The 22,055-nt window shown below is 37.0% G+C and carries 18 protein-coding genes and 3 pseudogenes; 11 read left to right on the forward strand and 10 right to left on the reverse strand.

The window, feature by feature from the left end; translation table 11 throughout:
- Window positions 1-6 precede the first annotated feature (6 nt).
- The 6 genes from K2F26_RS25045 to K2F26_RS06275 all read left to right on the forward strand — a co-directional run bounded on the left by K2F26_RS25045 (window position 7) and on the right by K2F26_RS06275 (window position 5,217).
- Complete coding sequence (locus K2F26_RS25045; protein WP_251073312.1) at window positions 7-684, forward strand: MFS transporter; 678 nt, start codon at window positions 7-9, stop codon at window positions 682-684.
- A gap of 16 nt (window positions 685-700) precedes the next feature.
- Window positions 701-1,309, forward strand: coding sequence for an MFS transporter (locus K2F26_RS25050; protein ID WP_251073315.1), 609 nt, complete (start codon window positions 701-703; stop codon window positions 1,307-1,309).
- Between the two features lie 91 nt (window positions 1,310-1,400).
- Window positions 1,401-2,045 carry an HAD family hydrolase gene (locus K2F26_RS06260; protein WP_194057102.1) on the forward strand — a complete coding sequence of 215 codons (645 nt, stop codon included), beginning with the start codon at window positions 1,401-1,403 and terminating at the stop codon, window positions 2,043-2,045.
- 177 nt (window positions 2,046-2,222) lie between these two features.
- Window positions 2,223-2,753 (forward strand): MgtC/SapB family protein, encoded by a 531-nt coding sequence (locus K2F26_RS06265; RefSeq protein ID WP_194057100.1) that lies wholly within the window; start codon window positions 2,223-2,225, stop codon window positions 2,751-2,753.
- 333 nt (window positions 2,754-3,086) lie between these two features.
- Entirely contained in the window at window positions 3,087-3,650 is a 564-nt protein-coding gene (locus K2F26_RS06270; RefSeq protein WP_220610781.1) for a phosphate/phosphite/phosphonate ABC transporter substrate-binding protein, read from the forward strand.
- Window positions 3,592-5,217, forward strand: a complete 1,626-nt coding sequence (locus tag K2F26_RS06275) for a PAS domain-containing protein (protein ID WP_220610782.1) — start codon at window positions 3,592-3,594, stop codon at window positions 5,215-5,217. Before K2F26_RS06270 ends, K2F26_RS06275 begins: the two co-directional genes overlap by 59 nt.
- A gap of 4 nt (window positions 5,218-5,221) precedes the next feature.
- Here the strand turns inward: K2F26_RS06275 and K2F26_RS25120 are convergent, their stop codons facing one another.
- The 10 genes and pseudogenes from K2F26_RS25120 to K2F26_RS06320 form a co-directional block, all read right to left on the reverse strand.
- A complete protein-coding gene (locus K2F26_RS25120; RefSeq protein WP_302850043.1) occupies window positions 5,222-5,347 on the reverse strand; it encodes a hypothetical protein in 126 nt (41 codons plus the stop codon).
- A 225-nt stretch (window positions 5,348-5,572) separates the two neighbouring features.
- Window positions 5,573-7,157: pseudogene (locus K2F26_RS06280) on the reverse strand (IS1634 family transposase).
- Between the two features lie 138 nt (window positions 7,158-7,295).
- Window positions 7,296-7,442 (reverse strand): annotated as a pseudogene (locus K2F26_RS06285) (DUF4277 domain-containing protein); the annotation flags it as partial.
- 205 nt (window positions 7,443-7,647) lie between these two features.
- A pseudogene (locus K2F26_RS06290) lies at window positions 7,648-8,913 on the reverse strand (FAD-dependent oxidoreductase); the annotation flags it as partial.
- Between the two features lie 449 nt (window positions 8,914-9,362).
- Entirely contained in the window at window positions 9,363-10,163 is an 801-nt protein-coding gene (locus tag K2F26_RS06295) for an SDR family oxidoreductase (protein ID WP_220610784.1), read from the reverse strand.
- Between the two features lie 210 nt (window positions 10,164-10,373).
- Window positions 10,374-10,814 carry a protein tyrosine phosphatase family protein gene (locus K2F26_RS06300; RefSeq protein ID WP_220610785.1) on the reverse strand — a complete coding sequence of 147 codons (441 nt, stop codon included), beginning with the start codon at window positions 10,812-10,814 and terminating at the stop codon, window positions 10,374-10,376.
- Between the two features lie 27 nt (window positions 10,815-10,841).
- Window positions 10,842-12,053: a glutathione S-transferase family protein gene (locus K2F26_RS06305; protein WP_220610786.1), complete on the reverse strand. Its 1,212-nt coding sequence runs from the start codon at window positions 12,051-12,053 to the stop codon at window positions 10,842-10,844.
- A gap of 3 nt (window positions 12,054-12,056) precedes the next feature.
- Window positions 12,057-12,713 (reverse strand): class I SAM-dependent methyltransferase family protein, encoded by a 657-nt coding sequence (locus K2F26_RS06310; protein WP_194057082.1) that lies wholly within the window; start codon window positions 12,711-12,713, stop codon window positions 12,057-12,059.
- Between the two features lie 209 nt (window positions 12,714-12,922).
- Window positions 12,923-13,903 (reverse strand): threo-3-hydroxy-L-aspartate ammonia-lyase, encoded by a 981-nt coding sequence (locus tag K2F26_RS06315; protein ID WP_220610787.1) that lies wholly within the window; start codon window positions 13,901-13,903, stop codon window positions 12,923-12,925.
- 80 nt (window positions 13,904-13,983) lie between these two features.
- Window positions 13,984-15,024: an NADP(H)-dependent aldo-keto reductase gene (locus tag K2F26_RS06320; RefSeq protein ID WP_220610788.1), complete on the reverse strand. Its 1,041-nt coding sequence runs from the start codon at window positions 15,022-15,024 to the stop codon at window positions 13,984-13,986.
- 457 nt (window positions 15,025-15,481) lie between these two features.
- On the opposite strand from K2F26_RS06320, the gene K2F26_RS06325 reads away from it, so the two are divergent.
- From K2F26_RS06325 to K2F26_RS06345, 5 genes are all read left to right on the forward strand, one after another.
- On the forward strand, window positions 15,482-17,239 hold the full coding sequence (locus K2F26_RS06325; protein ID WP_220610789.1) for an iron uptake porin: 1,758 nt from the start codon (window positions 15,482-15,484) through the stop codon (window positions 17,237-17,239).
- 178 nt (window positions 17,240-17,417) lie between these two features.
- A complete protein-coding gene (locus tag K2F26_RS06330) occupies window positions 17,418-18,239 on the forward strand; it encodes an NADPH-dependent oxidoreductase (protein WP_220610790.1) in 822 nt (273 codons plus the stop codon).
- A gap of 686 nt (window positions 18,240-18,925) precedes the next feature.
- On the forward strand, window positions 18,926-19,732 hold the full coding sequence (locus K2F26_RS06335) for an ATP-binding cassette domain-containing protein (RefSeq protein ID WP_220610791.1): 807 nt from the start codon (window positions 18,926-18,928) through the stop codon (window positions 19,730-19,732).
- 233 nt (window positions 19,733-19,965) lie between these two features.
- Window positions 19,966-21,081 carry an aliphatic sulfonate ABC transporter substrate-binding protein gene (locus K2F26_RS06340; RefSeq protein WP_194057046.1) on the forward strand — a complete coding sequence of 372 codons (1,116 nt, stop codon included), beginning with the start codon at window positions 19,966-19,968 and terminating at the stop codon, window positions 21,079-21,081.
- Window positions 21,082-21,153: 72 nt separating this feature from the next.
- Window positions 21,154-22,017: a TauD/TfdA dioxygenase family protein gene (locus tag K2F26_RS06345; RefSeq protein ID WP_220610792.1), complete on the forward strand. Its 864-nt coding sequence runs from the start codon at window positions 21,154-21,156 to the stop codon at window positions 22,015-22,017.
- The last annotated feature ends 38 nt before the right edge of the window (window positions 22,018-22,055 follow it).

The following is a 22,055-nucleotide window of genomic DNA, read 5'->3' on the forward strand; positions in this document are numbered from 1 at the left end:
GTTTTAATGTTAAAACAAAATAGAACTTCTTTCAAGAAAAGTAACAAAATAGTTGCTTTTTTGGAAGCTCTACCTGCAATTAAATCACCCAACTTAGCTTGTTTTGTGATTGGTGAAAGCCTGTCTTTTTTTGGATCTTGGATGACACAAATTGCTTTAGTATGGATGGTTTATCAATTAACAAATTCACCAATGTTAGTTGGTATCGCTGGCTTTACAAATCAAGCTATGGGTTTGGTTATTACACCAATAATAGGAGTATTACTAGATAGATGGAATTTAAGATATGTGTTATTAACTACTCAGATAGTTTCTATTTTTCTATCTTTGTTATTAACCTTTTTAACTGTTAGTAATCATATTAATTTTATAGCTATTATTATCATTGGTACTCTTCAAGGAATTGTCAAAGCTTTTGATTTACCAGCACGTCAAGTAACAATTCCCAGATTAGTAGAAAATAGAAGTGATACATATAGTGCGATGGCTGTGCATTCATTTTTAATTAATACCGCTAAATTTGTTAGTCCCATGATTGGGGGTTTGATGATTGCAAAAAATGGTGCAGCTTCATGCTTTTTAGTAGATGCTATTAGCTACTTACCTTTTATATCAGCTATTTTAACAATGAAAATTAACCTCAGCATTAATACAGAATCTTCCTCTAAAAAAAATTTGGCATAACCTTAAAGAAGGATTTATTTTTGCATATAATTTTACACCGATTAAATTCATTTTAATCTTGCAAATTATAGTTTGTTTTATGGCAATGACTTATATAAATATGATGCCAATATTTGCCAAGGAAGTATTAAAAGGCAATGCAGAAACAATGGGTTTTCTCATGACTGCTACAGCTTTTGGTTCTATATTTTCCGGTATTTATCTAATGCAGCGTAAACAAGCAATAGGATTAGAGAAAGTTATGGCAATTTCTACTCTAGTGCTGGGATTATCGTTAATATTATTTTCTCGCTCCACACAGCTAGAAATTTGTTTGGTATTAATCTTTATTGTGGGATTAACAAACACCCTGACTCTAGCTTCTATTAGTAATTTTCTGCAAGTAATTTTAGTGGAAGAAGATAAAAGAGGACGAGTAACCAGTATATTTATGACTACTTTTTTGGGAATATTACCTTTTGGTAATTTATTTTTCGGAGGATTAGCAAATTATATTGGGGTTGATAATGCTTTATTATTTGGCGGTATTTGTTGTATTTTGGGAACTTATTTTTTTGCTAGACAATTATCAAATATTAGAAAATTGGTAAATCCAATATATCAAGAAATGGGATTACTTTCTTAATGAGCATTCAGTTATAATATTCGGTTATATACTAAGTGAGATAGTCCAAATGCGCCGATTAGCAATCCAATAGTAAATTTGAGGTAACAATATGGGTGAAACTGGGTTCAAACTTGTAATTTTTGATTGTGATGGAGTGTTAGTTGATAGCGAACCAATTATCAATCGCATTTTTGCAGAAACGCTCACTGAATTTGGTTTTCCTATCACCCATGCAGAAGTGACTCAAAAATTTATAGGCAAGTCTTTGAAAACCTGTTTAGAAATTATTGAGCAATCCTACCAGAAACCATTGCCCAAAAACTTTATCAAAATTTGTAAGGAAAGAGAATTTCCTGCATTGCAGCAGGAATTACAGGCAGTTTCAGGCATTACCGAACTATTGGAACAAATTACATTACCAAAATGTGTGGCATCGAATAGCAGCCACCGTCATATTCAACTGGTTTTGAAATTAACAGGACTTCTACATCAATTTGAAGGAAAAATATATAGCTGTTATGATGTTCCGCGTCCTAAACCTTTTCCTGATGTGTATTTTCATGCAGCCGAGCAAATGAACACAAATCCAGAACATTGTGTTGTGATTGAAGATTCTGTACCAGGTGTGCAAGCCGGATGTGCGGCAGGAATGACTGTTTTTGGTTATGCCCAACATAGCTATGCTACCGCTCTTACTGCTGCTGGAGCGAAGATAGTTTTTAATGATATGCGGCAGCTTTCTCAATTGCTGTAGCTATTGGGCGTACCTCAGTTATTTTACTTATTTTTAATTTTCTGCTAAAGTAGCAACAAACTACTTTAAGCCTATCAACTTACCGGAGTTGGACTGACACCGATGACGAGTGGGTAATCTTTCGCCCTGCGGGTAATAGGTGCAAAACTCCGTTCCATCTTACAGAGGAATCAATCCATGAGTGCAATGTTTTTGGCTGCCGATGATTGGATACATATAGGTTTTAGACTAATACTGGCTCTTTTAGTCGGTTGCATCATTGGATTGAACCGTCAGAAAGGTGGTAGACCAGCAGGGATGAGGACATTCATGTTAGTGAGTATGGGAGCAGCACTATTTGTGATGATTCCTTTGCAAGCTGAAGGTGAAAGTTCCTTCGCTGCGACTAATGCCCTAAGTCGTACCATTCAAGGTGTAACTACTGGTATAGGCTTTCTTGGTGCAGGATTAATTTTGCAAGAATCTCCTAGAAAATCTGAAGTGCCAAAAGTCCGGGGTTTGACTACAGCGGCCTGTGTTTGGACAGCAGCAGGATTAGGAGCAGCCATTGGTTGTGGTTTGTGGCAAATGGGATTATTGGGAGGATTTTTAACTTTAATTACTCTGAGTGGTATGAAGCGACTTAATCGTTTTTTGAGATTTTTAACTGGTCAAAATAGTCAACCAATTGCTTCACAGCTAAATGATCCTGCTGATGATGATGATTAACAGTAAATAAGTCAAAAAATACTGGTCTAATTAGGGTTTGCTGAAAAAGTCTTTTCATGAAGGAATAGGAGTCAGGAGTCAGGAGTCAGGAGGAGGTTTGAAAATTTCTTTGCCATCTCTCGAAATCCCAAAAAATGCACACTTTTTCCGGTATACCCTTCACAAACCTTGCATTTTTTTCCTCTTTATCAGCCTGTAACCTTTGATTTATCTGGGTTTTACATTTTTTCAGCATCCCCTAATTAACAATTAATATCTCGTGATTCTATCAGCATAACAGCAAATATTATGCCCGGAGGCTCAATTCCATTATTATACAATTAATACTAAGCAATGAAACTCCTGATTAAAATCGGTGTTTTAGCACATCGAGATATCCAGAATACTCTACAAACTTGGCAAAAAACAGCAGATTATCTTACCTCTGAACTATCTGAATATCACTTTACTATTGTTCCTCTAAATTTCACCCAGATTGAGGCTGCTATTGAACAGAATGTTGTGAAGTTTGTGATTACGAGTCCGGCTATATATGTGGAATTTGAAGCCCTTTATGGAGTAAATCGGCTGGCAACTTTAAAGCATTTGCGAATGGGACGAGCTTACACTATGTTTGGTGGGGTAATTTTCTGTAAGGCTGATTGTGATAATATTCAAAATCTTACAGATTTACGGGGTAAAAACTTTGTTGCTGTTGCGGAAAATTCTTTTGGAGGTTGGCGTTCAGCATGGCGAGAAATTGTAGAAGCAGGGATCAATCCTTACCGGGATTTTCAAAGTTTGCAATTTACGAATAGTCATGATGCAGTGATATATGCTGTTGGAGAAGGTAAGGCAGATGCGGGGACTATTTCTACAAATGTATTTGGAACAGATGGCTTTAGAGGGAAAAGTTGATTTAAAAAACTTCAAAATTATCAATCAGCAGACGCAGTATGGAGAAAAGTTTCCTTTTGCTTTAAGTACGCGATTATATCCTGAATGGACGTTTGCAGTTACTCAAAAAACTTCGAGTGAATTGGCTGAACAAGTGGCGATCGCCCTGCTAAAATTACCAAAGGATCATCCAGCAGCAAAAGCCGCAGAATCTGAAGGCTGGACAATTCCCCTCAATTATCAATCCATTCATGAGTGCTTTCAAGTTTTGCAAGTTCATCCTTATAAAGATTTTGGTAAAATAACTTCCAGTTTTCAACTAGCTGTTAAAGGATCAAATGATGGGCTGTGGGACTGGAATTTAGACACTAATGAAGTCTTATTTTCTACTCGCTGGAAAGAAATGTTAGGGTATACAGAAGCTGAAATCCCAAATCATTTTCAAGAATGGAAACAGCGGTTACATCCAGATGATAGCGATCGCGTTTTAACAACTTTTCGGCAATATTTTGAAGGGCAACTTGCCACCTACGAACAAGAATATCGTTTGCAACATCGCAATGGTAACTATCTCTGGGTACTTTGCCGAGGAACATTATTGCGAGATGTTTGGAACAAACCATACCGCATGGCAGGTTCTCACACTGATATCACCCGACGCAAACAAGCCGAGGCAGAATTACGAGAATCTGAATTACAGCTAAAAACCCAAACTCAGAATTTGCAACAAGCATTGAAAGAATTGCAACAAACACAAATGCAATTGATTCACAGTGAAAAAATGTCAAGTTTAGGGCAATTAGTAGCGGGAATTGCTCATGAAATTAATAATCCAGTAAATTTCATTTATGGCAATCTCAACTATTTAGAAGAATATGTTCAAGGCTTATTAAATATAATTCAAACTTTTCAACAATGCTATCCTCAACCTGTAAATGCAGTTCAAGTAGCAATAGGAAAATTTGAACTGGGATTTGTTAGTGACGACCTGCCACAATTACTCAATTCTCTGCGAGTAGGTAGCGAAAGAATTAGAAATATTGTCCATTCTCTCCGAAATTTCTCCCGTTTGGATGAAGCAGAAATTAAACCAGTTGATATTCATGAAGGCATTGAAAATACATTATTAATTTTGCAGCATCGGTTGAAATCAAAGTATCATAAATCTACAATTGTTATTAATAAAGAATATGGTACTTTACCACTAGTAGATTGTTCTCCAGGACAACTCAACCAGGTATTTATGAATATTTTGAGTAATGCCATAGATGCTTTAGAAGAAACTATTACTCATCAGCCAAATAATTTTATTCCTACCATTACTATTAGGACTAATGTGATAGATAATCGCTGGGTTTTGGTTTACATTGCAGATAATGGATTAGGTATGGGAGAAGATACGAAGCTACGAGTATTTGATCCCTTCTTTACAACCAAACCAGTGGGGCAAGGAACAGGACTAGGATTATCAATTAGCTATCAAATTGTGGTAGAACGACACAGTGGCAAACTTGATTTATTCTCAGAACCAGGAAAGGGAACAGAATTTCAGATTCAGCTTCCCCTTTGTCGAGACTTGGTGATATGAATTGTCAATTGATATAACCTAAAGCCATAGCACCATAACCAATTAAACTACTACCTAAAACTAGCCAAGCAGCATTGATGCGGTAGCGAGTAATCAAAACTATGGAAATGAGTGCGATCGCTATCCCCAAAATATCTAATTCCGCACTTCAAAAAGTAGCATAAACAAACTACATTGACGGTAAATTAAAACTTATGGTTTGAACAATTACGTATCAATGTAAAACAAAATTATGGACACACAAAGTTGAGCTTTAGAAGGTGTTTAAAAGCTATTGCAATAACAATATTTAATTCAAGGTGTGGAATCAGTTATCAAAAAGATAACCGATGAAATAGTAAAAATAGAGAGAAAACTAAGATAATAAATAATATTTTTGACAAGTAGTAGGTAGGAATTGCAAGATATGACAATGCGACTCCGTTAAATTAAGAATTCGTTGAAATCCTTGTGCCATCAAAAGATGAATACCTTGAAAGCACTGAAATATCCATCTTAATGTGGGAGATTCTGTAGGTTTATTCAGTTGGTTTTTAACTGTGGCTTTTTGTGCCTTCAATGACATTCTTAATTGTCTTTGTCCTAAATTATAAACCAAAAGACATAATGCCATTAACATCATCATTGTCTCTACTCTTTGGGGATTTTTCACAAACAGACTATCCGCGAAAAATAACGGGTCTTTGATAAATCTAAATCCTCTTTCTGTAGATTGTTGTTCTTTATATATTTTGAGGATTTCTTCTGACTCTAACTCCTGAGCATCCAAAATATTGGTGGCTAAAATAAATCTGCCACAAGAGTTTTGCTGTTGTGTAATTAACTCCTGATTTTCTCTTAATTTACATTTCACTCTATAAACTGCTGTTTTCCCTTGATTTAATGTCTCGGTAATTCGATAGTCTGATATTTGATGATATTTTAATTTAGCTGTTATTTCTTTGATTTTCAACTCGGCTAAAGATTTATCAGCAAATTCTTCCTGTTCTAATTTATCTACTTGTTTGTTAGCTTTTAATAACTCTTCTTGGATTTTTTTGTCTAGTTTATTTAAGTCTGCTTTTTTTCTCTCTACGCTTTCTACTAATAACCATCTTTGCTCTATTCCTCCATAAGATACTTTCTCTTCGATATAGCTATAACCTTTGATTTTACAGGCTTTCATTTCATTATTTATGGAGGCTTTCACTAAATTTTTTGCTTTTTTAATGGATAATGGTACTCGACTTATCCATTTCATGTTTGACATTAATTTTAAATTACTTTCGCTATATAATGCACTGTCAGCCACCATGATACTTTCAAAATCTATTTGTTTAGAATATTCTACTAAGATATGAGCAAATACTGCTTTATCTGATTCGTTTCCTGATGCCCCTCTAAAAAATAATGGTATATCCCCATCACTACTTACTATTAAATCTAATATACATTGTTTTAGGTCTGGGCGATGGTCACGAGAATATCCTTGTGTAATCATTATTGGATGTTCTCGATTTATTCCTAGTTCTTTCTCTAGATTATTTACGCAATTCTTATATTCCCCGTGTAAATGTAATGAGCTTGAGTCTAAATGGGAATATTTTGTGTCTTAAGGCAATGATTAAGAATAGTTTAGTTAATCCATATTTATAGAGTTTATCCATGACTCTACCTATTTTATCGTCGTTTAAATCTTCTGCTTTTATTCCTGTTCCTATTAGATGTTCTACGGCTTTGTCTTTAAAGAAATCTGGGAACAAATATAGTGGTCTTGATACAAAGCCTAGTCCATTGAGAATGATTGCTTTGACTACTTCTCCTGTGTTTACTTTCTCTCTGATATCTATTGAAAATATCTCGTTGATTTTTTCTACTATTCCTATTTCATCTATTATTCCTGCGATTATTCCTAAGTGATCTATGTTTTTACTCTCAATTTCTTCTGTTTGGTAATTCATATTATGAAGGCATTTTTAGGTACTTCAGTCTCATTCTCTCATTTTTTCCTGAATTTATTCTCAATGCCTTATGAGTTTCTCTTTAGTAGTCAAATGGGAATTAAAGTCTATATTTTTACTTTCTTGATTGCGTATTTATACTTCTCCTGTGTTTACTTTCTCTCTGATATCTATTGAAAATATCTCGTTGATTTTTTCTACTATTCCTATTTCATCTATTATTCCTGCGATTATTCCTAAGTGATCTATGTTTTTACTCTCAATTTCTTCTGTTTGGTAATTCATATTATGAAGGCATTTTTAGGTACTTCAGTCTCATTCTCTCATTTTTTCCTGAATTTATTCTCAATGCCTTATGAGTTTCTCTTTAGTAGTCAAATGGGAATTAAAGTCTATATTTTTACTTTCTTGATTGCGTATTTATATTTAACACTCTATGCTGCTTATGATACTTGTATATGTACTACATTTTGAAGTGCGGAATGTGGGTTATTTCTTCACTGTCAGTTTGGCGCTGACTACCAGAAATAAATCCTGCACCACCTACAGCTTGAACTGGTCTTTGGTTGGCTTGCACACCTAAATCACGGGAGTATGTAGCCGCAGACTGTCCTGCCCAATACCCTGAAGATAGCGCCCAAGCTGCATTATGACTACCACCACCGGTAAAGCCACCACAAATTAATTCCCTTGTGGCTGCATCGCCAGCAGCATAAAGTCCACGCACAGAAGTAGCACAAGTATAATCAGTAATTCTAATCCCACCTGTACCACGAACAGTCCCCTCTAAACGCAGAGTCACAGGGAAACGTTGAGTAAAGGGATCAATACCTGCACGATCAAAAGGTAGGAAGAAATTGGGTTGAGATAAACGCATTGTCACCCGCATTTCTTCTGAAGCTTTGTCTATAATGGCGTAAACTGGCTGAGTTAGCAAAGTTTCGGCAATGACAGAACGCCCTTTTTGCGAACCAGCACCAGGGATAGGTGTCCCATCTTCGTAGGTGAAAGTTGCCCAATTATAGAATAAGGTTTTAGTTACAGAAGAAAAAGCAGGTGCGATACCATAGGCGTTGGAAAACTCCATTCCTGACATATCTGCACCCGCTTCTGCTGCCATCAGGTATCCATCCCCTGTTAGCACATTGCAACCCAAGGCTCTACTCAAGAAAGCACAGCCTCCGGTAGCAATGATCACTGAATGCGATCGCACAACCCACTTTTCACCAGTCTGACGGTTAACTCCTGTCGCCCCAGCTACAGCACCTTCTGCATCTACCAATAGCTGTAAAGCCGGACTGTGATCTAAAATTTTCACTCCTGCCCGTTTTACTTGCGATCGCATCAAACGCATATATTCTGGACCCTGGAGACTGCGCCGATAGGGTCTACCTTCTTCATCTGTAGGGAAAGGATAACCCCATTCAGCTAGTTGATTGACGTTCGCATAAGTTTGATCTAGTACCCGTTGCATCCAATCTCGACTAGATAAAAATCCTCCTAATGCTTCCCTAGAAGCCATTGCTGCTTTTCTACTGTCGGGTTCTGGTGGAACATACCACACACCGTTACCTGATGCGGCTGCACAGCCACTTGTACCACAATAGCCTTTATCTACTAAGACCACTTTTGCACCACTATTAGCAGCACTCCAAGCTGACCAAGTTCCAGCAGGACCACCACCAATTACTAATACATCAGCTAATAAGGTTTGATCAACATCGCTATCTTGAGAAAATAATTGTTTTTGAGTCATGGAAATTCCTCTTTTTTTAAGATGAATATTTTTTTGAAAAACCATAGGATTTAGTGACTTCCAAATAAAAAAATATTCAATTAATTCTTGTGAGAAATCCGGGAGTCTGCCCTTAAACTCGGACGGGCTAGAAGCCCATACCACAAGATTAGATAATTTATTTCCTGGAAGTACCTGATCGAATTTATGAGAAAATCGTAGGTTGGGTTAAGCGATAGCGCAGGGAGCATCCCAATTTTGCAAAAATACAGAATAAGTATCTAAAAACTCTCTTCTTTCTTCTTACCTTCGTGTCCTTCGCTCCTTCGTGGTTCGTTCATTTCAGGTCTTGTTTAAGTTGGAAGCTCATAAAAAAATAAACTTACACATTTGGGATGCTCCCATAGCGCAACCCAACAAGATCCCGAAAATGTTGGTTTTCTTTACGTCAAATCAACCTACGCAATAACTTAAACTCCAGGTGTACTTCCCCCGTCTACCAAAATTTCTGCACCAGTAATAGAAGCAGCTAAATCAGAAACTAAAAATAAAGCTAGAGATGCAATTTCTTCAGGTTTAACTACTTTTCCTAAAGGTATTGATTTCACAGCTTGCGCTTTATATTCATCCACACTAATACCCAAACTTTCGGCATTTTGTACTGCTAAAGTTTTGGCTCTTTCTGTGTCTGTTAATCCTGGAGAAATGGCATTAATTCTAATATTATCTTGGGCTAATTCTTTAGAAATTCCCCGTGTAAAGTTGAGCAATGCTGCATTTGTCGTTCCTCCTGGTAGGAAGTTGGGGCGGGGTGTACGTCCAGCACCACCAATAATATTAACAATGCGTCCATCGTGCTGATTTTTCAAATAGGGGACTACGGCTCTAACTAATCGAATGTAACCCAAAAGTTTCAAATTCCAAGCATCTAAAAATGCCTCATCACTCAATTCTAAAAATGAGCCAGCACGGGCTGAACCAGCATTATTAATTAAGATGTCAATTTTACCGAATTTTGCAATTGTTGTAGAGATAACTTTCTCAACATCTTCTGCTTTAGTTAAGTCAGCACTAATGCCAATAATTTTAGTCCCAGTTATTGGTAAAGATTGAATATCAAGAACTGCTTGTTCTAATCTTTCTTGATTGCGAGCAGCAATAACTACATTCACACCTTCACTATACAAAGCTTTTGCGGTAGCTAATCCAATTCCCGCACTACCACCTGTAACAATTGCCGTTTTACCTGATAGATTTAGTTCTAAACTCATAACAGTTGCACCTGATAAATTTACCCAAGGGATTCGTTAATGTATTTCGAGCAAAGAAGCAAGGTTGTAGATTTTGAATTTTTATTCATAGCATTTCCTAGTCTAATGAACTACAAAATTATCTGCGTTTATCTGCGTCCATCTGCGTTTGATTATTAACGCTTGTACCTCACTTGAATGGGAATTGCTATATGTGCCAAAGCCTACAATTTAATTTTGTCTAGCTGCAAATTTTTCTAAGAGAAATTGCTTGAGATGTGGCTGTTCTAAATTAATTCCTAATTCATTAGCTTTTTGAGCAATTTCTTCATAAGTTAAACCTGCTTGAATTGCTTCTGCAATTAAGGCTATTCCTCCCGCTCTTGCACCACCAGCACAGTGAATTAAAATTGGTTTAGGTAAGTTCTCAACAGCTTGAATTGCTTGTGCTGTTAATTTCGGATTTGGTGCTTGAGAATTTAAGGGAATGTTTGTATATTCCAATCCTAAAATTTGTGCTTCTTGCTTTTCATCGTGGAAAAAACCATTTTCATCAGGAGAACGTAAATTCAAAACTGATTTAAAACCTTCTACCGCTAATTGTTGTAATTCCTTGGATGAAATTTGTTCAGCAATACTCAAATCATCATTAACCTTTTTTACGTCGCTCATTTTTATTCCTCTTGGTGTGAGACAAAATTAATAAATAGATGCTAAAACTTTATCTGCGCCGACTCGTAAAGCGGTTGCAGCACCAGCACTCATATCTCGTGGCGCACAAATTCTATTTCTGAGATAAGCTAGTGTAATAGCCCCTGTAGCAGCGATAATTGGATCTATACTTTCTTTACCTCCAGTTCTTCCTCCTAGTAATAGTTCGTTATTACCATTAAGGAGATAATCAGCTAGTAATCTGAGGTGAAAATCAACAACTTCTTTAATTATTGAGATATCACCTAAAGATTGTAATCCTGAATTTTTGAGAATATCGCTAATAGCAACTTCCCGATTATCACTCAATCTTTCTGCTGCTTCTGCACGATATTCAATAAATTCAGCATCAGCTAAATCTAAAGGTAAGGGATTACCAATAGGTTCTACCCCAAATCTGCGCCGTAAAAGTAAATTATTAGTAATATTGTCTGATTTAACTCTGTTGTAAGCAGGACGTTTTTTAAGTGCTGCAAACCAAACATTAATGAGAGGAAAACGAGGATTTCCTTTGATGTGATACCCTCTATATACTGGTAAATTAGCCGCCAATCTATCTAAATGGGGACTATACATGATATCTACCAGACTAAATGTTGATAAAAAATAGGGTTTTGGATATCTCCCTAAAGTTTTTTCAATTTCATCTAATTTAGCTTCAAATTCTGCCTGTAAATTTGCTAATTCTTTGGCATCTTCTGGAGGTTGTCTCAGAAATTTGTAGGCAATATCCCGAAAACCATTAGTTTCTGCATCTTCAACCCATTGTCTGGCGATCGCATTTTCTTCTGGATTTTCAGGTAACAACGTTTCGCCAAAGTGTTCTTCCAATTCTAAAAGAATGTCTTTAGACTCATAAACTAACTTACCCTCAATTTTAGCGGCAGGAACAAGGGTTGTTGGTACTAAATCTGTGTACCATTTAGGTTTATTACTCAGATCAATAAATTCTGTTTCAAAGGGAATTTGTTTTTCTTCTAACGCAAACCAAACTCTTTCGCAAAAAGGACACCAAGAGTTACTATCTCTATATAACAATACTGGTGGTTTTCTCTCAGGGGGAATTTTATACAAACTACTAGGAATAGGCGCAGTAGAAGGTGCTTGTCCTGGTCTTTTGACTCGACGGGCGGGGGTATTTTGTCGAGCTTTTTCTAATAATTGTTCCCAACTGGATATGGTAGTGCTTGCAATGGTCATTTCTTACCTCGCCTTATTTGGAACGCCAGAAAATACAAATAGTTTTTCTTCTTTGGGTGTAGGTATATTTTCACCTAAATAACGATGAATCCCCACTCCCATATCTCCTGTTGCTGTGAGTTTAAAGTTAACTTCTTCAAATCCAAAATCGCGGAAGTATTTACGCACGGTTTCTGAATAAGCAATACCGTTAGAATGTCCACGAGTCCAAAGCACAAACGTGCCTTTTTTACTCAAAAAACTCAAGTTTCCTAATAAACGATTAAGTTCATTTTCATCAGCTAAATTGCCAAAAATACCACAAACAATGACAATATCTGCTGGTACTGCTCCTACATAATTATCAGCAGCAGTTGCATCATCATTGATAAACTCAATTTGTTTTGTTAGACCCAATGATTCTATAGTTGCGCGGCCACGTTCAACTAACTCAGGATTGATTTCTACCAATCTTGCATATACATCTTTAGTGCGGGGATGATTTGCTAATGTTCCTAATAAATCTCGTCCATCACCAGCGCAAGCACTAACTACCCGAATAGCCCCTGTTGGTGAGTTATCTAAACTATAGGAAATATATTCCCGCACGATTTCTAGCCGTTGCTGTAATTTGGCTTCAGTGTTGTAAAGCTCGTGCCATTCTAACCAATCTTTTGGCATAAAAGAAGATTCCCGATTGCTAAAAATTCAGATTTTGGAGAGTGTTTTTATCACTACATTTTTAATATACAGTAAACCTATCGAGAATTAGTAGATTAAGGATAAATACAGAGTAACATATCAATTCACAGAAAATCAAGTAGTTAAATAATTAGCTATTTAGCTATTAAAAAGGGTGTGGGGTGTAGGATACCTATTAACCCCTCAATTTATTTACGGAGATTACCTCCTGCCTCCTTAATAACTTGCGCCAAGTCTACATTTCCACCACTGATAATTACGCCAATTCTTGCTGCTGGTGCTTTCACTACACCTTCTAATAATGCGGCTGCGGCTATGACTCCAGTGGGTTCAACTACGATTTTTAACCGTTCCCAAATAAAGAACATGGTGCGAATGATGGCTGCTTCCGATACAGTTACCATATCATCTACGTATTGTAAGACTAGGGGAAAGGTGATTTTACCTAAACTGGGAGTCCTGACACCATCAGCAATAGTATTAGAATTATGGACAGTTTGCAGGGTTTTGGTGTAAAAAGAGCGAGTAGCATCATCAGCTAATTTCGGTTCCACACCAATTATTTTACAATTAGGTAAAAGTGCTTTTGTTGCAACGGCACAACCAGAAATTAATCCACCTCCACCACAACATACTAATAACAAGTCTAGTTGTCCTACTTCTTGAATTAGTTCTAATGCAGTTGTACCTTGTCCAGCAATTACATGAGGATGATCATAAGGTGGAATTAAAGTTAATTGCCTTTCTGCTGCGAGATTTTTGGTTAATTCTTCCCGGTTAGTTGTGTCACGGTTGTACAAAATGACTTCTGCACCATAGCCGCGAGTAGCAGTTTGTTTGACTGCGGGTGCATCATCGGGCATAACTACAATGGTGGGAATATTGAGTAATTTACCAGCAAGAGCGATCGCTTGGGCATGATTTCCTGAAGAATAGGTAATCACCCCTTTTATTTTCTGTTCTACTGATAATTGAACTAAGGCATTATAAGCACCACGAAACTTAAATGCTCCTGTCCGTTGAAAGTTTTCGCATTTAAAAAATACTTGGCTTTGAGTCAGTTCATTGACAGTACCAGATGTAATTACTGGTGTTTGATGAGCAATACCCAAAAGCCGTTTTTGCGCTGCTTCTACATCAGTAATAGTAACCGAATCAGATAGTAACATTGTTTTTCTAAAGTGAATCTCACCACCCCTAATATTAAGTGAGGTGAGAATCTAGTTTTGTATTTTTTTACAAAACTCGGTTAAGGTGCTGGATTAGGATAACGAGTATGAATTGCATCTATTTCTGCGAAAATCTCTTTATCCAAAACCACATTGACACTATCTATATTTTCTTGCAATTGTGCCAAAGTTGTTGCCCCAATAATTGTACTTTTCACAAACCAACGACTCTTGACAAAGGCGATCGCTAATTGAGCAGGTGAGAGATTATACTTTTTAGCCAGTTCTGCATAAGCCTTAACCGCTTCTTGTACATTGGGCTTTAAATAGCGTTGTCCAAAACCTGGAAACAGAGATATTCTCGTATTTTCTAATTGTTGATTTTCTATGTATTTACCAGTTAAAAACCCAAACCCAAGAGGACTGTAAGCCAATAAACCCACATCTGTATAACGAGAAACTTCAGCTAAACCTGATTCAAAATTACGATTGAGTAAATTGTAAGCATTTTGAGTTGTCACAACTTTAGGTAATCCCAAATCATTAGCAATGCGAACAAACTCACTTACCCCCCAAGGCGTTTCATTGCTTAAACCTAAATAGCGAATCTTCCCCGCTTTAATCACATCAGCAAAAGCCTGTAACTGTTCCGCAATAGGCACAGTTTCCCTTTCTAATTCTGGATTATAACTTGTCTGTCCAAAAGTAGGAACATAACGATCAGGCCAATGAATTTGATACAAATCTATATAATCAGTTTGTAATCTCTGCAAACTATCATTTACTGCCTGTGTAATATTCTCACGGTCAACTTTATTATTTCCACCTCTCAACCAGGAAAAAGGACGACCGGGACCTGCAATTTTAGTCGCAACTATTAGTTGATCTCGTTGCTGTTTCTTTAACCATTCCCCAATATAAGCCTCAGTTTTTCCTTGGGTTTCACCACGAGGGGGGACTGGATACATTTCCGCAGTATCTAAGAAATTTATCCCTTGGGCAACAGCATAGTCAAGTTGTTGATGCGCCTCCTCAATAGTATTTTGATGTCCATAGGTCATCGTTCCCAAGCAAATTTCTGAAACTTTGAGGTCGCTTGCACCAAGTTGGTTGTATTTCATAATGTTTGAATAATGCTCCTTAATTCCATTTTGCTACAAAAACTAAAAATATGGCTATCTTCTGAAACTACACTAAGTCTACTGATTTGTCGGAGTTAATAGTTTAAAACTTATCCTATCATACCCAAACGAGATAGACAACCCTTTGTAGCAATTAATTTAAAATTCTAAAAAATGTATCCATCAATACTCACATTTTAGTTTTTTTATGAAATAGTGCTACTTATCAATCATTAACTACAGTATCTCGACCAAATTACCGTATATTATTTTTATACATAAGGTAATTATGTCATTACTCTAGGTTTTCATGTCATTAAGAATACAAAACTAACCCAGATAGACCTACAAGAAAGTTCTATCTGAGAAGTTCGATTTTTTCCTGTGATTCAGTGTGAAATTCCATGTAATTTCGTATCGGCTCTAATTCTGTGTGTGTGTGGGGTTATCAACCAAAATGAAAAAAACTGCTTGGAATTTATTGCTTACTTTACCAATGTCTATATTCCTGTTAGTCTTAGCAGCTAGTACAAAATCTTTTGCTAGTGAAAGAGGAAAAGAAAAGGAGACGACAGGTAAAGAGACCTTATCAACTGTCAGCATAAATATCCCTGACTCTGAAAAAGTTACTCAAAAAGTTACTCAAATAATTGCCCAAAAAGAACCTAACCCAGAACTTTCCTATTCATCTGATGAGTTTCAAGATAGTGAGTCACAACTGACATCGGTATCCCAGCTTTCAGATGTCCAACCAACTGACTGGGCATTTCAAGCTTTGCAATCTTTAGTAGAACGTTATGGTTGTATTGCTGGTTATCCAGATAGTAAATTTAAAGGTAATCGTGCCTTGAGTCGCTATGAATTTGCAGCAGGTTTAAACGCTTGCTTAGATCAAGTCAATAAACTTATTGCATCCTCTACATCAGATTTGGCTTTAAAAAAAGATTTGGAAGCCATACAGCGTCTAACTGAAGAATTTAGTACCGAACTTGCTCAATTACGCGGAAGACTAGATAACTTAGAAGCAAGAACAGCAGAAATAGAAGCCAATCAGTTTTCGACAACAACCACACTGAGCGGTCAGGCTCAGTTCGTGCTGGGAGGTGTTTTAGCGGGCAATAACGTGATCACCAAAAAACCAGCACCTAATATTATCACATTTCAAAATGCAGTTCAATTAGCATTAAACACAAGTTTTACTGGTAAAGATCAACTGCGATTAGTCCTTTCAGGTGGAAATATTGAATCTTTGGGACAAACTAGGACTGGCCTTCTTGGAACATTTGATGGCAGAACCGCCGATAATCGTAGACCTGATCCTGCTCAACCCAATCAGATTTTTGTTAGTGGTATTCGTTATCGTTTTCCTGTTGGTAAAAAGACGCAATTTAATATTTTTGCTCAGTCAGATGGAGCTAATGAAATAGGTTTAAGTGGACCAACTAACCCCTTTGAAGGCTCTTTCACTAATGGGATAACACGATTTTCCCGACGCAATATGGTCTATAACTATGGAGATACAGGACCAGGAATTGCTATTCTCCATAATCTCAGTGACCAGTGGCAATTAGGAGCATCCTATAGTGCGCCTAATGGTAATAACCCCTTACCTAATAATGGTTTATTTACAGGCAGATATGTGGCTTTTGGACAATTAACCTACTTTAGCCGCGATAAAAATTTTCGCGTGGGGTTGAGTTATGCTAATACCTACAGTCCACCAGGTGCAATTGGTCAAGGGGGAACAAACTTTGGACCTGCTGCTGGTAGTAACTTAGCAAATAGTACCGTACCTGGTGCGGGAACCGTGGGAAATCTCTATGGACTTGGGGCATTATACAGACTAAATCCAAAGTTAACCGCTAATGCTTTTGTAGGCTATTCAGCCCATCGTTATCTAGGGAATGGAGATGGTCAAGTCTGGAACTGGGGAGCAGGAATAACATTTCCCGATTTGGGTAAAAAAGGTAGCTTAGGCGCTATTTTTGTGGGTCAAGCACCAACACTGACTCGTTTAAGTTCAAATGTAGATTTAGGAGCAGGTAAGGGTCAAGCGGACAAAGATACCTCTCTGCACATTGAGGGATGGTATAAATATAAACTCACTGATAATATTGAGATTACACCTGGATTTATTTGGGTAACAGCACCAGATTCAGATGCCAGCAATCCTGCAAGTTTAGTCGGTTGGCTGCGTACAACTTTCAGGTTTTAACCTAGTACAATACCTCTGATAATATAGCGCAAGCCATATCAAGATTTACATGATTTGAGGATTGGCAGGATTCCGTATTTATTAAAAGTCTTTAATCCTGTTAATCCTTTAATCCTGGACATCCTGATTCAGACATTTTCATTCTTTGCTATCATTATTTTTCCGAAAGTTAAAAGTTATGACTAACCTAACTCAATTACTAAATTATCGGTATGGTAATGACAAATTTAATCCAGATATTCCTTGGAGTGACACATTAGCAACTCTGTTATCCCATCGTTCTATTCGCGCCTATTTACCTGATGCTTTACCCCCAGGAACTTTAGAAGTTTTAATCGCTGCTGCTCAATCTGCTTCTACTTCCTCCAATCTTCAAACATGGAGTGTGGTAGCAGTTGAAGATGGAAATCGTAAAGAAGAATTATCAAAACTAGCTAATAATCAAGTACATATTCGCCAAAGTCCTTTGTTTTTAGTGTGGTTAGCAGATTTAGCCAGACTAACTCACATTGCCGAAATTCGCGGACTACCATATCAAGGTTTAGATTATTTAGAAATGTTTCTGGTTGCGGCTATAGATGCAGCCTTAGCAGCGCAAAATGCAGTAGTCGCCGCAGAATCTCTGGGATTAGGAACTGTGTATATCGGTGCATTGCGAAATCAACCAGAAGAGGTAGCCCAAATCTTGAATTTACCTCCTCATGTAGTTGCTGTTTTTGGTTTGTGTGTGGGCTATGCAGATCCCGTTGTCAATGTGGCAATTAAACCACGTTTACCACAAACTGTAGTTTTACATAGAGAAACATATAACCTGGCAGAACAAGAGCAAGGAATATCAGAATATAACCAAATCATGGAAAATTTTTACAATTCACAACATATCAATATTCCTGGTGATTGGTCGGAACATTCTAGTAAAAGAGTAGCATCGGCTGAATCTTTATCTGGTCGTCATAGGTTAAAGGAAATTCTGAATAATTTGGGGTTTGAATTACGATAATTATAGCAGAATTCAAGAGTCAGGAGTGAAAGCCGCTTGATGTTAAAGTCTTGATTTTCAGTTTAGGGAACTCCAAAAAATAAATTATACGAATTACTGTCATCAAAACGACTTTTCCTCCCCCTGCTCCCTGCTCCTCTGCTATCAAAACGATGGGATATTTTTTTTTGGAAGTCCCTTAGACCTCAGTCCTATGATCAGAATTTGTTAACGAATATTCAAAAATAAATTTTTCTTATTGTTTGATGTAGGCAATTAATCTATTAATTGCAAAATTTTTGTATGGAATAAATCCTCATAAGTAAGTGGGGATTTTTTTTATGTCTATTTTTAATATTTTTTCTCAAAGATGCTTGCAATTTTTATATAATTGTGCAACACTAAAGTAAAGCCACGGTATTCCTACCGATTTACAGTAGATTAAACCAAGCAACACAGAAACAAGCATATTGGCAGTAATGCCAGATGCTTGTTTACTAAGGCTTTTTGTCCAGAGATACGATACTCGACCTAATAAAAGAGAGGAATTGCTGTCAATCTTACATATTTCCTAAAGCCTGAGCATAAATATGTTGATTTTCTAAGGATTTCGGCTTAGAAAACTGCTACATAAGCATTGCCTATTTTTATTTGACAGCTTTACTCCCACTAACAAGTAAACAATCCAAAAGTAAGAGGTTTTGAACATGACTAATAAAGGAATGCAATTAAATCTTGAAGGACTGAGAAAGTCTTTCGGTAACAAAACTGTTTTACAAGGAATTAATTTGGAGATTCAGCCGGGAGAATTTGTAGCTATTGTTGGTCGGAGTGGCTGTGGTAAAAGTACAATGTTGCGTCTAGTGGCTGGGCTAGATGCGCCCAGTGATGGCCATGTTTTGTTAAACGGTAAATATAGTGATAAACCTATTAATCCAGCCGTTCGGATGATGTTTCAGGATTCCCGTCTGTTACCTTGGCAGCGAGTTTTGGCAAATGTAGAATTAGGTTTAATAGGTGCTAATTCTAAAGTTTATGCTCGGCAAACAGCTTTACAAGTGCTGCGTGAGGTGGGGTTAGAAGACCGCGCCCACGAATGGCCTTCTGTCCTTTCCGGTGGACAAAGACAACGGGTGGCTTTAGCCAGGGCATTGGCAAGTAAACCTTCTTTATTGTTGCTAGATGAACCTTTGGGGGCGTTGGATGCCCTAACTAGAATTGAAATGCAACAATTATTAGAACGTTTGTGGCGAGAACAAGGGTTTACAGCACTGTTAATTACCCATGATGTAGAAGAAGCTGTGGTATTAGCAGACCGGGTAGTTTTAATTGAAGATGGTCAAATTAGTATGGATGTGAAAATTGATCTCCCACGTCCACGGGCTAGAGGAGATGCAAAGTTTGCTAAGACAGTGGAGAAGATTTTAAACCGAGTTATGGGTCAACCAGAACATCAACATCAACAGCCAGAAGTAGAATACGTTTTTAGTTCTGTTAGTTCTGCGATCGCCTAAATGCCCACAACTTTACTCGCAACTTTACTCTACAGGACTCTGTATACCCATAAATTGGTTAATTAATCAATAACTAGCAACTTTCATCTAGTATTACTCAGTTTTCTTCTCAGTCAGTGGCAGTTAGTTTTTCTCGCACCTATACGGGGTGGGTGTTCCTTTCCCACCTCACTTTCTTAACTTAAATAGCTGACAAATTTTTGACCTAATCAATAATAAAAGGTAGTTTAATAATGCCAAATTGGAAAGATAAAATTGAATCATGGAAACACCGACGGATTACTCGTCGTCATGCCTTATTTGCCTTTGGTTATAGTTTAGTTCTATCAACTACACTATTTAGTTGCAATAGTCCGCAAAAAAATAATTCAGAGACAAATAATACAGCATCTAATACAACTAATACATCCACCTCTGGGAATAGTTCTACCTCTACCCAAAAAGTAGTGAGGATAGTTCGTTCTAAACAACTTACTGCCTTAGCAGTTCTAGAAAAACAAGGTACTCTGGAAAAACGCTTAGAACCTCTAGGTTATAAAGTTGAATGGCCTGAATTTGCCGCAGGTCCACAACAATTAGAAGCTTTAAATGCAGGTGGACTCGATATTGCTTCCACTGCTGAATCACCTCCTATTTTTTCCCAAGCTGCTGGCGCACCTCTCGTTTATTTAGCTGCTAATTCTTCAGATGGTCAATCAGTTTCTCTTTTAGTTCCAGTTAATTCACCTGCTAAAAGTGTCAAGGATTTAAAAGGTAAAAAAATTGCTTTTCAAAAAGCATCAATTGGGCATTATTTGACAGTTAGAGCCGTAGAAAAAGAAGGTTTAAAACTAACTGATATTGAGTCTGTTTTCCTAGCACCTCCAGATGCTAATGCAGCCTTTAGTCAAGGTAAAGTTGATGCTTGGTTTATTTGGGAGCCATTCGTTACCAGAAATGTGCAGAACAAAGTTGGTCGTGTATTGATAGATGGTAGTAATGGTTTAAGAGATACTAATAATTTTATTTCCACAAACCGTAAATTCTATCAAGAAAATCCTCAAGTGATTAAAATCTTTTTGGAAGAATTACAAAAAGCACAGGTTTGGTCTAGGAACAATCCCAAAGAAATTGCTCAATTGTTAGCTCCTGTGACTCAACTTGATCCACCAACATTAGAAAAAATGCACAGCAAATATGATTTTGCATTAGTGCCTATTACCGATGCAGTGATCAACAAGCAACAAGAAGTTGCAGATAAATGGTACAGTTTGGGACTAATACCCAAGAAAGTTAATGTTAAAGATGGGTTTTTAACACCGGAACAATATGCAGAAATTACTCCCAAAGAAGTGTTAGCTAGTAAGTAATAATGGGTCTGATTTAGTATTTCGCTTAAATAGCTGATTCAATTTGCAAGTATTGATTTTGAAATTTCAACTATGACAACTCTAACTTTAACAAAATTTCAAATTACTCCTCTTGATGCACCCTTGGGAGCAGTAGTTACTGGACTAGATGCTAGTCAAAGCATTGCACCTGAAGTCATTTTACAGATAAAACAAGCACTGCGGGATTATCATATTCTCATCTTCAAAAATCAAAGTTTGACTGATGAGCAATTTCTAAACTTTAGTTTTTACTTTGGTTCTCTTTTTGTCCCTCCAGATAATATTCCAGTTCTAGCTTCTCAGCCCGGATTAACACCAGTTATAATTCCTGTTTCTAATGTTGATGGTGGCTATACAGGAACAGGTGAATTAGCTTTTCATTCTGACCACAAATGGACTCCTTTTCCTTCCAGTGGTTCTTTACTTTATGCTTTAGAAGTTCCATCTGAAGGGGGAGATACTTCCTGGTTAAACCTGAATTTAGCTTATGAAACTCTGGATGAATCAACAAAAAAACGAATTGCTAATTTACAGTTGATTACTTATAATCCATTTTTAAATAAACCAGGAGAACCGCGTAAAAAATATCGTGAGGATAAGAATATTCCTCTCATTAGTCCTGTATTTCCTCACCCATTAGTAAGAACACATCCAGAAAGTGGCAAGAAGATTTTATATTTAGATTACGCCACAGAAGTTGAAATTGTAGGTTTAGATCCCCAAGAGGGTCAAGAATTAATTGCACAGTTGCGATATCATCTGCATCAGCGTCAATTTTATTATCAACATAAATGGTCTGTAGGCGATATTGTTTATTGGGATAATCAATCTACATTGCATTACCGTCAAGCTTTTGATCCTGAACAACGTCGAGTTTTAAAACGGATTAGTTTAGCGGGTAGTCGCCCATTTTAGGTTTTGTAATAAAACACTAAGAAGTAAGCATTCAGCCA

The sequence above is a fragment of the Sphaerospermopsis torques-reginae ITEP-024 genome (genome assembly GCF_019598945.1).
GTDB lineage: Bacteria > Cyanobacteriota > Cyanobacteriia > Cyanobacteriales > Nostocaceae > Sphaerospermopsis.

Bases quoted from the DNA above. Each gene is read 5' to 3' on its own strand.
- K2F26_RS25045 (WP_251073312.1), top strand. From the start codon at position 7: ATGTTAAAACAAAATAGAACTTCTTTCAAGAAAAGTAACAAAATAGTT.
- K2F26_RS06260 (WP_194057102.1), top strand. From the start codon at position 1,401: ATGGGTGAAACTGGGTTCAAACTTGTAATTTTTGATTGTGATGGAGTG.
- K2F26_RS06265 (WP_194057100.1), top strand. From the start codon at position 2,223: ATGAGTGCAATGTTTTTGGCTGCCGATGATTGGATACATATAGGTTTT.
- K2F26_RS06270 (WP_220610781.1), top strand. From the start codon at position 3,087: ATGAAACTCCTGATTAAAATCGGTGTTTTAGCACATCGAGATATCCAG.
- K2F26_RS06275 (WP_220610782.1), top strand. From the start codon at position 3,592: ATGCGGGGACTATTTCTACAAATGTATTTGGAACAGATGGCTTTAGAG.
- K2F26_RS06295 (WP_220610784.1), bottom strand. From the start codon at position 10,163: ATGAGTTTAGAACTAAATCTATCAGGTAAAACGGCAATTGTTACAGGT.
- K2F26_RS06300 (WP_220610785.1), bottom strand. From the start codon at position 10,814: ATGAGCGACGTAAAAAAGGTTAATGATGATTTGAGTATTGCTGAACAA.
- K2F26_RS06305 (WP_220610786.1), bottom strand. From the start codon at position 12,053: ATGACCATTGCAAGCACTACCATATCCAGTTGGGAACAATTATTAGAA.
- K2F26_RS06310 (WP_194057082.1), bottom strand. From the start codon at position 12,713: ATGCCAAAAGATTGGTTAGAATGGCACGAGCTTTACAACACTGAAGCC.
- K2F26_RS06315 (WP_220610787.1), bottom strand. From the start codon at position 13,903: ATGTTACTATCTGATTCGGTTACTATTACTGATGTAGAAGCAGCGCAA.
- K2F26_RS06320 (WP_220610788.1), bottom strand. From the start codon at position 15,024: ATGAAATACAACCAACTTGGTGCAAGCGACCTCAAAGTTTCAGAAATT.
- K2F26_RS06325 (WP_220610789.1), top strand. From the start codon at position 15,482: ATGAAAAAAACTGCTTGGAATTTATTGCTTACTTTACCAATGTCTATA.
- K2F26_RS06330 (WP_220610790.1), top strand. From the start codon at position 17,418: ATGACTAACCTAACTCAATTACTAAATTATCGGTATGGTAATGACAAA.
- K2F26_RS06335 (WP_220610791.1), top strand. From the start codon at position 18,926: ATGACTAATAAAGGAATGCAATTAAATCTTGAAGGACTGAGAAAGTCT.
- K2F26_RS06340 (WP_194057046.1), top strand. From the start codon at position 19,966: ATGCCAAATTGGAAAGATAAAATTGAATCATGGAAACACCGACGGATT.
- K2F26_RS06345 (WP_220610792.1), top strand. From the start codon at position 21,154: ATGACAACTCTAACTTTAACAAAATTTCAAATTACTCCTCTTGATGCA.